We start from the raw sequence: 13,821 nt of genomic DNA, 5'->3' as shown, positions 1-13,821 counted from the left end.
CACCGGGTCAGTCCAGGCAGAACTCATTCCCCTCCGGGTCGGTCATCACGATGAAGCCCGCGCTCAGCGGGGGAGCGGGCTCATGGCGCCGTACCCGCGCGGCGCCCAGCGCGACGAGGCGGGCGCACTCGGCCTCGAGCGCCGCCATGCGCTCCGCTCCCTCCAGTCCGGGAGCCGCACGGATATCGAGGTGGAGGCGGTTCTTGGTGGCCTTGTCCTCCGGGACCTCCTGGAAGAACAGCCGCGGGCCCCGCCCGTCCGGATCCTCGATGGCCGACCTCGTGTTGCGCTGCTCCTGCGGTACGCCGATGCGCGCGAGGAAGTCGTCCCACGCGGCCAGAGGGTCGGCGCCCTCGGGCACGGCGACGCCGGGCGGGCCGGGGTGGACGTAGCCCAGTGCGTCGCGCCAGAAGGAGGACAGGGCGCGCGGGTCGTGGGCGTCGAAGGTGACCTGGATGTGGCGGCTCACGGGGTGCTCCGTTCGTGGCGGGTCGCGTGGGGAGACGGGAAAGGGACAGGAAAGGGACAGAGAAGGGACAGAGGTCCGCACCGGAGTGGGTCCGCGTCTCTGAGGCCACCCTGGCACCCCCCACTGACAGATCCGGTCCGAGATCCCGGTGCGCCGAAGGCAAAAGCTGCTTGGTCGTTCAACCAATGCCCGCGGCGTCGGGGTGCGGTTTTCCGTGTGGTGCACCAGTCGTTTCCGGCCCTGCTCCCGGCTTCACTGGCTGTGAGGCAGCAGCTGAGGGGCGCAGGAGACATGGATCTGAACACGGTGAAGGAAATGCGTGACGCGCGGCTGCGTGAGCCCTGGCAACCGGGCGACGCATGGCTCGGCGGCGGCACGTACCTGTTCTCCGAGCCGCAGCCTCATCTGCGGCGCCTGGTGGATCTGAGCCGCATGGGATGGGAGTCGCTGACCCTCGGTGAGGACGGCTCGCTGGAGATCGCGGCGACGTGCACCATCGCCCAACTCTCCCGCTTCGGCAGGAAGTTCGACGTACCGGCGGCACCCCTGTTCGAGCAGTGCTGCCGTGCCTTCCTGGCCTCTTTCAAGATCTGGAACATGGCGACCGTGGGCGGGAACCTGTGCAACGGGCTGCCGGCCGGACCCATGATCTCGCTGACGGCCGCGCTCGACGGCACATGCCTGCTCCGGTCGCAGGCAGGGGTGAGGCGGACCGTGAAGGTCGCGGACTTCATCACCGGAGCGGGCCGCAAGGACCTCGGCGAGGGCGAGCTGCTCCGCTCGGTCACGCTGCCCGCGCGCGCACTCGCCTGCCGTACGGCCTTCCGCCAGGCGTCGCTGTACGGGCTCGGCCGCTCGGGTGCGCTGGTCATCGGGACGCTCGATCCGGTGGACGGGTCGATGGCGGTGACGATCAGCGCGGCGACCGTACGGCCGTTCCGGCTCTGGTTCCCGCTGCCTCCGGACAAGGGCGAACTCCGGCGGGCCATCGAGGCGTCCGTCGGCGAGGACGACTGGTTCGACGACATCCACGGACTGCCCGAGTGGCGACGGCACATGGGGTTCCGCCTGGCCGAGGAAGTCCGCCACGAACTGACCCAGCTCCCCCAGGACGGTGCACGATGAGCTTCGACATCGAGGTCAACGACCAGCATTTCGACACCGCGCCACGGGCCGGCCAGTGTCTGCGTACGTATCTGCGCGAGCGCGGCTGGTTCGGGGTGAAGAAGGGCTGCGACGCGGGCGACTGCGGCGCCTGCACCGTCCATGTGGACGGGGAACCGGTCCACAGCTGCCTCTACCCGGCGGCGCGGGCCCAGGGCCGCAGCGTCACCACCGTCGAGGGCCTCGCCTCACCGGAGGGCGAACTCCACCCCGTGCAAAGGAAGTTCCTCGACGCCCAGGGCTTCCAGTGCGGCTTCTGCACCGCCGGGTTCCTGATGACGACGGCGGCCCTCGAAGCCGAGCAGGGCACCGCGCACGACGACGGCAAGCTGGACGATCTGCCCCGCGCCCTGAAGGGCAACATCTGCCGGTGCACCGGCTATCGCGCCATCGAGGACGCGGTACGGGGCGTCAAGCACACCGAACGGCCCTGCGCGGGCAAGGCAGTGGGCAAGAGCCTCGGCGCGCCCGCGGGCCCCCAGGTCGTGACCGGCATCGCCCGCTACACCTTCGACGTCGAGGTGCCCGGCCTCCTCCACATGAAACTGCTGCGCTCCCCGCACCCGCACGCCCGCATCGTCTCCGTCGACACCGCGGACGCCCTGCGCGTGCCCGGCGTGCACGCCGTCCTCACCCACGAGGACGCCCCCGGCACCCTCTACTCCTCGGCCCGGCACGAGCACCCCCACGAGGACCCCGACGACACCCGCGTCCTGGACGACGTCGTCCGGCACATCGGCCAGCGCGTCGCCGCCGTCGTCGCCGACAGCGAGCAGGCGGCCGAGGAGGGCTGTCGGCGGATCGAGGTGGTCTACGAGCAACTCCCGTACGTCATCGACCCCGAGGAGGCCATGCGCCCCGGCGCCCCCGTCATCCACGACGGCAAGGGCCCCGAGGTGCGCATCGCCCGCGTGGAGAACAACGTCGCGGGGGAGGTGCACGGCGAGATCGGCTCCGTCGAGGACGGCTTCGCCGAGGCGGACGTCGTGTACGAGGAGACCTTCCGTACGCAGCGGGTGCAGCACGCCAGCCTGGAGACCCACGGCTGTGTCGCGTACTTCGAGCCCAAGGAGGACGGCACGGGGGAGCGCCTCACCGTCCGCTCCTCCACCCAGACCCCGTTCCTGACGCGCCGCGCCCTGTGTGCGCTGTACGGGCTGCCCGAGGACGAGGTCCGGGTCGTCGCGGGCCGGGTGGGCGGCGGCTTCGGCGGCAAGCAGGAGATGTTCACCGAGGACATCGTGGCGCTGGCGGCGCTGAAGCTGCGGCGGCCGGTGAAGCTGGAGTTCACCCGGGCCGAGCAGTTCTACGGAGCGAGCACCCGCCACCCCTTCACCATCCGGATCAAGGCCGGTGCCCGCGCCGACGGCACCCTCACCGCGATCCAGATGCGGGTCGTGTCCAACACCGGCGCGTACGGCAATCACGGTCCGGGCGTGATGTTCCACAGCGTCGGCGAGTCCTTCGCCGTCTACCGCGCCCCGCACAAGAAGGTCGACGCCTTCGCCGTCTACACCAACGTCGTCCCGGCGGGCGCCTTCCGCGGCTACGGCCTCGGCCAGACCACCTTCGCCGTCGAGTCGGCGATGGACGAACTGGCCCGCCGCCTAGGCATGGACCCGTTGGCCTTCCGCGAGAAGAACATCATCGGCCCCGGCGACCACATGGTCACCCCGATCGGCCACGACGAGGACCTGTTCATCGCCTCGTACGGGCTCGACCAGTGCCTGGAGGTCGTGCGCAAGGCGATGGCCGAGGACGACAGCGGCGAACGGGCCCCCGAGGGCTGGCTGGTCGGGCAGGGCACGGCCATGGCGATGATCGCGACCGCCCCGCCCGGCGGCCACTACGCCGACGCGCGCGTGTCCCTGCTGTCCGACGGGACGTACGACATCGCCGTCGGTACGGCGGAGTTCGGCAACGGCACCACCACCGTCCACAAGCAGATCACCGCGGGCGCCCTGAACACGACCGTCGACCGGCTCGCCATCCGCCAGTCCGACACGGACGTCGTACGCCATGACACCGGCGCCTTCGGCTCGGCCGGCACGGTCGTGGCCGGCAAGGCGGTGCTGATCGCGGCGAGTTCACTGGCCGAACGGCTGAGGACCTTCGCCGCCCTGTACACGGGCGTGGCCCGCCATCTGTGTGTGCTCGGGCAGGAGGCCGTCGACTGCGCCGGTCATGTCGTGACGCTGAAGGAGCTGTACGAGGCGGCCGAGGCGCGGGGCGCGCTGGACGAGATGGCCGCCGACGGCCACTGGGGCGGTACGCCCCGCTCCGTCGCCTTCAACGCCCAGTGGTTCCGCCTCGCCGTCGACCCGGACACCGGCGAGATCCGCATCCTGCGCAGCGTCCATGCCGCCGACGCCGGCAAGGTCATGAACCCGTTGCAGTGCCGCGGCCAGGTCGAGGGCGGAGTCGCCCAGGCGCTCGGCGCGACACTCTTCGAGACGGTGCGCATCGACGAACGCGGAGAGGTCACCACGGCCGCCTTCCGCCGCTACCGCCTCCCGCAGTACGCCGATATGCCGCGCACCGAGGTCCACTTCATGGAGACCGCCGACGCGACCGGCCCGCTCGGCGCCAAGTCGATGAGCGAGAGCCCCTACAACCCGGTGTCCCCCGCCTTCGCCAACGCGCTGCGCGACGCCACCGGCATCCGGTTCACCGAGATGCCGGTCACCCGCGACCGCGTCTGGCTCGCCCTCGACCGGCACCACCCAGTTCCGGGCGCTTGACCAGAATTCGGGCCCCTGAAAAGGAATCCGGCCCCTTGAAAAGAACCCGGGCGCTTGAAAAGTACCCGGGCGTTCGAACGGAAGAGGAACGGCACCATGGCACCACCCGACCGCATGGACGAACGGCTGCGCGCCCTGAGCCTCGTGGAGGGGCAGCGCATGGCGCAGGCCCTGTTCGCCGAGGTCACCGCCCGGCGCCTGATCGCTCCCGGTCGCAGTGAACGGGAGGTGAGCGAGCGCATCGGCGACCTGGCCCGCGAAGCACCGGGCTGGGGCGCGTGCGGTCCCTGGCGGGCCGTGCGCTCGGGGCCGCCGCACGCGCCGCATTCCGTCCTGCGTGCCGGACAGGAGCCGTCGCAGGACCGGATCATCGCCGAGGTCGACATCGTGGTCGTCGACCTCAGCCCGCTCCTTTCCGGCTACGGGTCGAGCTTCGTCCGCACCGTCGTCATCGGCCAGGCCCCGAACGGACGCCGCCTCACCGAGGACCTGCCGAGGATGTTCGAGGCCGGCCGGGAGGCGTTCCACGCGAAACGCAACGTGACCGGCGCGCAGCTGCACGCCGAGGTCCGGACCATGGCCACCGAGGCGGGCTGGGCCCTCGCGGGACGGCACGCGGGCCACCTGGTGGGAACGGCACCGAATGCCCCGAGCACACAGGCCGACGCGTACAACGCGTACATCGCCCCGGCCAACGACCAGCCCCTGCGCCGTACGGACGAGGGCGGCTGGCAGGCCCACTGGATGCTGGAGATCAACTTGCTCGACGAAGGCGGGGGCCACGGCGGCTCGTACAAGGGGCTCCTCGACCTGGCGTGACTGCCGAACTCCGTGGCCTGCGAGCCGCGTTCATCCTCACGGCGGGCGTTGCGGCCTGTGCCTTCACCATTCCCCGGCCGGCGTGACAGGTAGGTCTCAGTCGGCGGTGGAGCCCGGATCGTCGAGTTCGTGGAGCCCCGCCGGGTCCTCCTCGGTCAGTACCTCCCCTGCCGCGGTGACGAAGCGCTGGGCGTGGCCCCGGTGGACGCACAGGAGTTGGTCGCAGGTGCCGGCCGGGTCCCGGTGCTCCAGGGCTCCGGCATGCGGGAAGTCCCTTCCGAATACAGTCGGTGGGAGCGCCGCCACTGAGCGGTGTTTCCCCTGATTTGGAGCTGCTTGATGGCTAGGTTGCTGGATTCCTGCGATACGACGGTGTCGGCGAGCTACCGGCTGTTCGGGCTGGTCGACACGACCATGGGGGCGGAAACGTTCGATGATGACGCGGACAGATCGAAGTGGCTGCTTCCGGGGCCGGGCCTGGTGTATCTGCAGGTGCCCTCGGAGGTGGTCACGACGGTGATACGTCTGGAGTCGTGGGCCACTGCACCGGCGCTGCCGCCCGGTCAGTGGGCGGGGCAGGAGGAAGTCGAGGTGGACCTTCCCGAGGGCGAGCTCGGTCTGCAGACCGTCGATGGCGGGCTGAGGGAGATTCCGCTGGTGTTGCCGTCGCCGGGCACGTACCGGATGCGGTGGCAGTGGGCGTTCAACCCGGCCGCAGGTCCTTTCACCTCACCTCTGCAGGGTTGTTCCGACGTACTGGTTATGCCCGCCGGCCATGCAGCCGCTCTGGGCGGGGAGGATCAGTTCTGTCTGGTGCAGATCTGGCGGACCACCACTTCCTGAACCGCCTCGAACGGACCGCAGGGCCGCCCTCGAATGGGGACGGCCCTGCTTTAGGGACGAGGTGACACGCTCGCGTGCCTCCTTCGCGGCGAGGGCGTCGGCCTCGCACACGACGGTGTCGAGTCCGGCCCGTGCGCAGACCTCCGCGATGCCCGCGCCCATCTGCCCGGCGCCCACGACCCCGACGCGGCGGACGTCCCCGGTCATGAGCGGTACTCCAGGCGTCGCACGAGGTGGCGGCTGTAGGCGTCCGGCGTGAAGAACTGGGGGAGTTCGGCCGCCAGGCACGTACGCTCGAACAGGCCCTGGACCGCGGGGAGCGGCGCGTCGGGGTGCTGTGCGGCAAGAGAGTCGAGCTCCTCGTCGAGGACCCGCACGACCGTCGCCCGGTCTACGCGGCCGTGTCGCAGCCACTGCCAGATCTGTGTGCGGGCGATCTCCGCCGTGGCCGCGTCCTCCATCAGCCCGTCCAGGGCGACCGCTCCTTGCCCGCCGAGCCACGCGGCGAAGTAGCGCACGGCGACCGAGACGTTGGTCCGCACGCCCTCGCCCGTCGGCGGCCCGCCGATGCGTCGGACCGCCAGCAGATCGGCGGGGGTGACGGCGACGTCCTCACGGGTCCGGTCGAGCTGGTGGGGACGCTCGCCGAGCACACCGTCGAAGACCTCCCGGCACACGGGCACCAGACCCGGATGGGCGACCCAGGAGCCGTCGAAGCCGTCCTCGGCCTCGCGCTCCTTGTCCAGACGGACCTTGGCCAGCGCCGCCTCGTGGGCCCGGGGCTCCTTACCCGGCACCTGCGCGGCCATGCCGCCGATGGCATGGGCGCCGCGCTTGTGGCAGGTGGCCACGAGAAGTTCGGTGTACGCCCGCATGAACGGGGCGGTCATGGTGACCTGGGCGCGGTCCGGCAGAAGGAAGTCGCTGCGGTGACCGAACGTCTTGATCAGGCTGAACAGGTAGTCCCAGCGACCGGCGTTCAACCCGGCGCTGTGCTCGCGCAGCTCGTAGAGGATCTCCTCCATCTCGAACGCGGCCGTGATGGTCTCGATGAGGACCGTGGCGCGGACCGTGCCGCGAGGGATACCGAGGAGTTCTTGGGCGAGGACGAAGATGTCGTTCCAGAGCCGGGCCTCGTCGCGGTTCTCCAGCTTGGGCAGGTAGAAGTACGGGCCGTGGCCCGCGTCGATCTGACGTTGGGCGCAGTGGAAGAAATACAGGCCGAAATCGACGAGCGCGGCCGGCACCGGTCGGCCGTCGAACTCCAGGTGCTCCTCGTCGAGGTGCCAGCCGCGCGGGCGGACCACGATGGTGGCGAGGGGTCGGTCGGTGGCCAGCCGGTACTCGTTGCCCTCCGTGGTGGTGAAGTCGATGCGGCGCTCGATGGCGTCCAAGAGGTTGAGCTGCCCGTTGATGACGTTGGCCCAGGTCGGAGCTATGGCGTCCTCAAAATCGGCCAGCCACACCCGTGCCCCGGAGTTGAGCGCGTTGACGGCCGTCCGCCGCTCGGGCGGTCCCGTGATCTCCACGCGCCGATCGGTGAGGCCGGGGCCCGGCGGAGCGACGCGCCAGTCCGGGTCGTCACGGATCCGCCGCGTCACCATCGGGAAGTCGAGGGGCGATCCCTCGGCGAGCCGCATCGTTCGGCGTCGGCGTTCCTTGAGCAGGTCCTGGCGGCGCTGGAGGAAGGCTTCGGTGAGTGTGCCGATGAAGGCGAGGGCGGCCGGGGTGAGGATCTCGTCGTGTCGCTCGCCGGGCGCCGCGAGAACGTCGACCGACCTGGCGATGAGCTGCGAAGGCATCGGATCTCCTGAGGGAGGGCGAAAGGAGGGGGAGCAGCGCGCTGCACAATGCGGGGATGGATCACACAGTCATGAAGGTCGTCGCCGCGGCCGTCGTCGAGGACGGCAAGCTGCTTGTCGTCAGCAAGCAGGCGGCACCGGACATCTTCTACATCCCGGGTGGCAAGCCCGAGCCGGCAGAGAAGCCCGAAGAGACCCTGGTACGGGAGTTGCGGGAAGAATTGGGTGTCGTGCCGTACGCACTCGAACACCTCGCGGTGGTGGAGGAGACGGCGGCGCTGGAGGGCGTCCCCATGCACCTGACCGTCTTCTCCGCGAGGCTGGTCGGGGAGCCGGTACCGGCAGCCGAACTGTCCGCCCTGCGCTGGACCGACGGCCGGGACCCGGCCCTTCGGTTGGCCCCTGCCGTCGAGCACCACCTGTTGCCGCTGCTGCGAACCGCCGGCCGACTCTAGCCGCCAGGTGTCGTCCTAGTGGAACTGCTCCTCCTCGGTGGAGCCGCTCAGCGCCGTGGTGGAGGAGGCGGGGTTGACGGCGGTGGAGACGAGGTCGAAGTAGCCGGTGCCCACCTCGCGCTGGTGCTTGACCGCGGTGAACCCGTACTCCTGCGCGGCGAACTCCCGCTCCTGCAGGTCCACGTAGGCGGTCATGCCGTGCTCGGCGTAACCGCGTGCCAGGTCGAACATGCCGTGGTTGAGGGAGTGGAACCCGGCCAGCGTGATGAACTGGAAGCGATAGCCCAACGCGCCCAACTCCCGCTGGAACTTGGCGATCTGGTCGTCGTCCAGGGACGCCTTCCAGTTGAAGGACGGCGAGCAGTTGTAGGCCAGCATCTGGTCGGGGTACCGGGCATGGATCGCCTCGGCGAATTCGCGGGCCTGCGCCAGGTCGGGAGTGCCGGTCTCGACCCAGATCAGGTCGGCGTACGGGGCGTATGCGAGGCCGCGGGCGATGACCGGGGCCATGCCGTTGCGGACGCGGTAGAAGCCCTCTGCCGTGCGCTCGCCGGTGACGAACTCGGCGTCGTGTTCGTCCACGTCGCTCGTCAGCAGGTTCGCCGCCAGCGCGTCGGTGCGCGCCACGATGACGGTCGGGACGTCGGCGATGTCCGCCGCGAGCCGGGCGGCGTTGAGGGTACGGATGTGCTGCGAGGTCGGAACGAGGACCTTGCCGCCGAGGTGGCCGCACTTCTTCTCGGACGCGAGCTGGTCCTCGTAGTGGATGCCGGCCGCGCCCGCCGCGATCATCGCCTTGGTCAGTTCGAAGGCGTTGAGCGGGCCGCCGAAGCCGGCCTCGGCATCGGCCACGATCGGCGCGAGCCAGTCGACGGAGTCGTCACCCTCGCTGGTGGCGATCTGGTCGGAGCGCAGCAGCGCGTTGTTGATGCGACGGACCACCTGCGGGACGGAGTTGGCCGGGTAGAGGCTCTGGTCGGGGTACGTGTGACCGGCGAGGTTGGCGTCAGCAGCGACCTGCCAGCCCGACAGATAGATGGCCTGCAGCCCGGCCTTGACCTGCTGCACGGCCTGACCGCCGGTGAGCGCGCCGAGCGCGTGGATGTAGTCCTGCTCGTGCAGCTGACGCCACAGGCGCTCGGCGCCGCGCCGGGCCAGGGTGTGCTCCTCGCGGACGCTGCCCGACAGACGGACCACGTCCTCGGCGCTGTAGGTGCGCTCGATGCCCTGCCAGCGTGGGTCGGTGGCCCAGCGGCGGGTGAGGTCCTCGGCTGCCTGCGTATGCGTGTCTGCCATGACGGTCACCGTCTCCTCGGTCGTTCGTCTGCGAATCCAGTCATCACCACAAGGCGTCCACGCGAGTAGTGGCACTGTGTGCCTTGTGATGGGGTGCGGCCCGCCGTCCCGTCGCGGTGTCGAGCTGAGCAATACTGCCGACGTGAGTGCATCCGGTGCCGGGATCTCCGACGTCAGGGCGTGAATCGTGCCCCGGTTCCGGGTCGCACCCGCCGGGATCCGGTGGGCCGCACCAGAACTCTGACACTGGCACTGAGTGCCAACAAGCCTGGATCGATGCCAACTTCTGCGAATCTTCCGGGCTGCGATTGCCAATTTTGTGAACGCTGATCTCGCCGCGTGCTCGCGTACGCTGAGCGATCCCGACGGGGAGGAACTCAAACACCATGGGGAAGATCTACGCGGGCGCACGGCTGCGCAGACTGCGTGAGGAGCGCACGATGAGCCAGGCCGAGCTGGCCCGCACACTCGCCATCTCACCCAGCTATCTGAACCAGATGGAGCACGACTCCCGCCCCCTGACCGTCCCGGTCCTTCTGCGCCTGACCGAGGTCTTCGGCGTCGACCCCGGGTTCTTCTCCGAGCGCGACACCAGCCGCCTGGTGGCGGATCTGCGCGAGGCGCTGGCATCCGAGATCGACGGAGCCCGCGTCTCCGTGGCAGACCTGAGTGAGCTCACCTCCCGCATGCCCGCGGTCGCACAAGTGCTGCTCGATCTCGGCCGTCGCAACCAACGCTTGGCCGAGCTTGTCGGCGCCGGGAACGATCGCGACACCAGCCTCGACGTACCACGTTCCCCGCACGAGGAGATCCGCGACTACTTCTATCGTCGCCAGAACTACCTCCACGAGACCGACCTCGCAGCCGAGGAGCTCGCTGCCGCCATCGGGATCCGTCCTGGCGAGGTGTTGAGCGCCCTCACCTCCCGGCTGAGAGAACGGCACGGCGTACATCTCGGTACGGAGGTCGGAAAACGCCTGCACCACTACGACGCCGCGACACGCACCCTGCACCTGTCGACACGCCTGCGCCCCGGCCAGCGAGCCTTCCGCATGGCCACCCAACTCGCCCTCCTGGAACACGCCGCCGAGCTGGACCGGCAGGCCACACAGGACTTCGCCCCCGACTCGCCGGCCCACGCGCTGGTCCGTATCGGCATCGCCAACTACTTCGCGGCCGCGTTGATCCTGCCGTACCGCGACTTCCACACCACAGCTGAGTCGGTGCGCTACGACATCGAGCGTCTCACCGACCATTACGGCCTCGGTTACGAGACCGTCTGCCACCGACTCAGCACCCTGCAACGGCCCCGGCAGCGCGGCGTCCCGTTCTCGTTCGTCCGCGTCGACCGTGCGGGCAACGTGTCCAAGAGGCAGTCAGCCACCGGCTTCCACTTCTCCCGCGCCGGCGGCACCTGCCCCCTCTGGAGCGTGTACGAGGCGTTCGCCGCGCCCGGCCGGATCCACGTCCAGGTGGCCGAAATGCCGGACGGGCAGCGCTACTTGTGGACCGTCCGCGCAGTCACCCGACACCGTGGTGGCTGGGGTGAACCGGGCAAGACCTTCGCGATCGGCCTGGGCTGCGAACTCCGTCATGCCGGCCGGCTCGTCTACTCCGACGGACTCGACATCGGCCGCAGCGCCGCCGCGACCCCGATCGGCATGGGCTGCCGCGTGTGTGAGCGCCTTGAATGCCCGCAGCGGGCAGCACCACCGCTCGGCCGCTCGTTGGTCATCGACCAGAACTCCAGCACTTTCGTCCCGTACCCGGTGGACCTGAATGGTCTGGACGGCGGTCAACGATGACGGACCCGTCCTTTTCTGGCAGTTGTACCTGGTGAGGCGCGAGGAGGGGACGGTGTCGCCTGTAACTACAGCCAGTCCCGCCGCTTGAAGATGAAGTAGAGGCTCACGCACACCACTGCCATCAGGCCGATCGCGAACGGATACCCGAACCCCCAGCCCAACTCCGGCATGTTCTCGAAGTTCATGCCGTAGATCGTTCCCACCAACGTGGGTGCGAACAAGATGGCCGCCCACGACGAGATCTTCTTGATCTCCTCGTTCTGTTCGAAGCCCGCTTCCGCCAGCGCCCGCATCTCCGCGTTCTGCTGCTGGGTGACCTGCGTCGCGTTCACCGTCAGGATGTCCGCCAGGGCCTGGCGGAAGCCGTCGACCCGTTCGCTGGTGTGCGTGACGTGGTCGGCGACGTCGCGCAGGTAGCGCTGGAGTTCCTCGTCCGTGCCGTACTTGGCGAAGCCCGCCATCAGGCCGTGCAGCATGCCGACCAGAGGGCGGGTCGCGCGCTGGAACTCGACCATCTCGCGCGAGAGTTCGTAGATGCGGCGGGACACCTCGGGTGCGCCGGTGAAGACCTCCGTCTCGATCTCGTCGATGTCCGTCTGGACGCCGGAGACGACCGGGACGTAGCCGTCCACGACCGCGTCGAGGATCGCGTAGAGCACCGCCTCGGGGCCGAGTCTCAGCAGCTCGGGGGAGTCCTCCATGCGGCGGCGCACACCGGAGAGGTCGGGGGCGGCGCCGTGGCGGACCGTGATGACGAAGTCCGCTCCGACGAACACGTGCAGCTCCCCGAATTCGACCTCCTCGGGTGCGTCCAGGTAGCGCGCGGCGCGCAGGACGACGAACAGCGTGTCCCCGTACCGTTCGAGCTTCGGCCGCTGATGTGCCTCCAGCGCGTCCTCGACCGCGAGCGGGTGCAGGTCGAACTCGGCTGCCAGGGAGACGAGTTCGGACTCCGTCGGGCGGGCCAGGCCGATCCATGCCATGCCGTCCGGCTGCTCGCGCAGCTCGCGGAACGTCTCGGCGAGCGTCGTGGGCGACGACACCCGCACCCCGTCCCGGTACAGCGCCGCCTGCACCACGCTGACCGTCTCGGATGCGGGGTCCGTGGATGGGGCGGACGGGGTGGGCTCGGCGTCGGGCTCGGGCGGGTTCACCGGCGGCTGTCCGGCGGTGCGGCGCCACATGTACTTCTTGGAGTCCGCTCCGGGGCGGGTCCGCCGCTCTGCCATGTCTCCGCCTTGCGTGTCGAAACTGCTGTCACTTCGGCCACTGCGCAGGATATATGGCCCAAAATACGGCCGGTGCGGAGTGATCGTCAGGGGAGCGTAGGCGCACCAAGAGCGGCAGTGGACGGAATGGGGGGAGGGCGGGGCCGCCCAGGGGCCGGCTAAGGCAGCAGCCCCGCCCGCCGTGCCGCCACCACCGCCTCCAGGCGCGTGTGCGCGCCCAGTTTCCGCATCGCCGACCGCAGATAGCTCTTGACGGTTTCGGGCCGCAGGCCGAGCCGCTCGGCCGTGACCGCGTTCGTCGCGCCCGTGGCCACCCACGCGAGGACGTCCACCTCGCGCGGCGTGAGCCCCACGTCCCGCGCCCGCGGCGGTGCCGTCGCCGAGGCGAGCCTGCCGCACACCGCGAGGAGTTCCCCGCGCAGCACCGGATCCACGACGCGAGGCGCGAGCGCCCGCAGCGCGCCGTGCGCCTCCCGCACCTCCTCCCACGCCGCCGAACCAGCCATGGAACCAGCCGCCGCACCGACTGCCCCACCGATCGCCCCACCGACCGCCGAGCCGGGCACCGCGCCGGTCACCGAGCCGGCGGCCCCCACCCCTCCACCCAGCGCCGCCAGCAGCGCCCGCGCCTCGTCCCGTACCACCAGCGCCTGTTCCACGTCTCGCGCGGCCGCGACCGCCTCGCCCAGCGTGCGGTCGCCCAGTGGCTGTGCGGTGCGCAGGGCCCCGTAGAGGACGCCCCGCACCCGGCGGCGTACGACGACGGGGACCGCGAGGACCGAGAGCAGGCCCTCGGCCGCGACCGCCGCGTCGTACTCGTGGCTGATGTGCCGCGAGACCGGGTAGTCCGTGACGGCGCACGGCCGGGACAGGGCCAGCGCCTTGCCGCCCAGGCCGTTGCCCGTCGCGATGGCGAGGCCGCGGAGTGCGCCCGTCACCGTGCCGCTCAGCTCGCCGATGCGCACCGAGCCGGTGCCGCCCGTGATGGGGCCGCCCGTCATGAGTCCGCCGAACGCGATGGGCAGTCCCGTGCCCCGCCGCAGCCGCACCAGAGCGGTACGCATCTCCACCGCGTCGGCCTCGTCTGCGCTCACTCGCCGTGTCCCTCCAGAGAGCGGTTCGAACACCACCCCCGTCCGGGGGTGGTGAGATCTGCGTCACGGATTACACGATGGCATGCACGGTCCGCAACGAGGAG

General features: G+C 70.2%; 13 protein-coding genes. 6 read left to right on the top strand and 7 right to left on the bottom strand.

All coding sequences use genetic code 11. The features are described 5' to 3' along the window. Positions 1–7: 7 nt before the first annotated feature. Positions 8–469 (bottom strand): VOC family protein, encoded by a 462-nt coding sequence (locus AC07EJ_RS19760; RefSeq protein WP_389482087.1) that lies wholly within the window; start codon positions 467–469, stop codon positions 8–10. A gap of 291 nt (positions 470–760) precedes the next feature. On the opposite strand from AC07EJ_RS19760, the gene AC07EJ_RS19755 reads away from it, so the two are divergent. The 3 genes from AC07EJ_RS19755 (at position 761) to AC07EJ_RS19745 (ending at position 5,193) form a co-directional block, all read left to right on the top strand. Next, positions 761–1,594, top strand: coding sequence for an FAD binding domain-containing protein (locus tag AC07EJ_RS19755; protein ID WP_478884615.1), 834 nt, complete (start codon positions 761–763; stop codon positions 1,592–1,594). After that, entirely contained in the window at positions 1,591–4,374 is a 2,784-nt protein-coding gene (locus AC07EJ_RS19750; protein ID WP_478884614.1) for a molybdopterin-dependent oxidoreductase, read from the top strand. The genes AC07EJ_RS19755 and AC07EJ_RS19750 overlap by 4 nt, the downstream gene beginning before the upstream one ends. Positions 4,375–4,470: 96 nt before the next feature. Then, on the top strand, positions 4,471–5,193 hold the full coding sequence (locus AC07EJ_RS19745) for a M24 family metallopeptidase (protein WP_389482078.1): 723 nt from the start codon (positions 4,471–4,473) through the stop codon (positions 5,191–5,193). 96 nt (positions 5,194–5,289) lie between these two features. Here the strand turns inward: AC07EJ_RS19745 and AC07EJ_RS19740 are convergent, their stop codons facing one another. Next, positions 5,290–5,499 (bottom strand): hypothetical protein, encoded by a 210-nt coding sequence (locus AC07EJ_RS19740; protein WP_478884613.1) that lies wholly within the window; start codon positions 5,497–5,499, stop codon positions 5,290–5,292. A 33-nt stretch (positions 5,500–5,532) separates the two neighbouring features. On the opposite strand from AC07EJ_RS19740, the gene AC07EJ_RS19735 reads away from it, so the two are divergent. After that, positions 5,533–6,036, top strand: a complete 504-nt coding sequence (locus tag AC07EJ_RS19735; protein WP_478884612.1) for a hypothetical protein — start codon at positions 5,533–5,535, stop codon at positions 6,034–6,036. Here the strand turns inward: AC07EJ_RS19735 and AC07EJ_RS19730 are convergent. Beyond that, the gene (locus tag AC07EJ_RS19730; protein WP_478884663.1) at positions 5,923–6,198 is read right to left on the bottom strand and encodes a 3-hydroxyacyl-CoA dehydrogenase NAD-binding domain-containing protein; all 276 of its coding nucleotides are present in this window, start codon (positions 6,196–6,198) and stop codon (positions 5,923–5,925) included. The genes AC07EJ_RS19735 and AC07EJ_RS19730 overlap by 114 nt on opposite strands. A gap of 41 nt (positions 6,199–6,239) precedes the next feature. After that, positions 6,240–7,838, bottom strand: coding sequence for a malate synthase A (gene aceB / locus AC07EJ_RS19725; protein ID WP_478884611.1), 1,599 nt, complete (start codon positions 7,836–7,838; stop codon positions 6,240–6,242). 56 nt (positions 7,839–7,894) lie between these two features. Here aceB and AC07EJ_RS19720 point away from each other — a divergent pair, with 56 nt between their 5' ends. Next, entirely contained in the window at positions 7,895–8,293 is a 399-nt protein-coding gene (locus AC07EJ_RS19720; protein ID WP_389482069.1) for an NUDIX hydrolase, read from the top strand. A gap of 15 nt (positions 8,294–8,308) precedes the next feature. Here the strand turns inward: AC07EJ_RS19720 and aceA are convergent, their stop codons facing one another. Continuing rightward, the gene (gene aceA / locus AC07EJ_RS19715) at positions 8,309–9,589 is read right to left on the bottom strand and encodes an isocitrate lyase (RefSeq protein WP_389482067.1); all 1,281 of its coding nucleotides are present in this window, start codon (positions 9,587–9,589) and stop codon (positions 8,309–8,311) included. 386 nt (positions 9,590–9,975) lie between these two features. Here aceA and AC07EJ_RS19710 point away from each other — a divergent pair, with 386 nt between their 5' ends. Beyond that, entirely contained in the window at positions 9,976–11,394 is a 1,419-nt protein-coding gene (locus AC07EJ_RS19710; protein WP_389482065.1) for a short-chain fatty acyl-CoA regulator family protein, read from the top strand. A gap of 65 nt (positions 11,395–11,459) precedes the next feature. Here the strand turns inward: AC07EJ_RS19710 and AC07EJ_RS19705 are convergent, their stop codons facing one another. Next, on the bottom strand, positions 11,460–12,623 hold the full coding sequence (locus tag AC07EJ_RS19705) for a magnesium and cobalt transport protein CorA (protein WP_389482063.1): 1,164 nt from the start codon (positions 12,621–12,623) through the stop codon (positions 11,460–11,462). 158 nt (positions 12,624–12,781) lie between these two features. Next, positions 12,782–13,717, bottom strand: a complete 936-nt coding sequence (locus tag AC07EJ_RS19700; protein WP_389482060.1) for a helix-turn-helix transcriptional regulator — start codon at positions 13,715–13,717, stop codon at positions 12,782–12,784. Between the last annotated feature and the right edge of the window lie 104 nt (positions 13,718–13,821).

The sequence above is a fragment of the Streptomyces sp. NPDC045026 genome, assembly GCF_056432625.1.
Note: the sequence above shows the minus strand (reverse complement) of the source record. Positions and strands in the feature narration are given on the sequence as shown.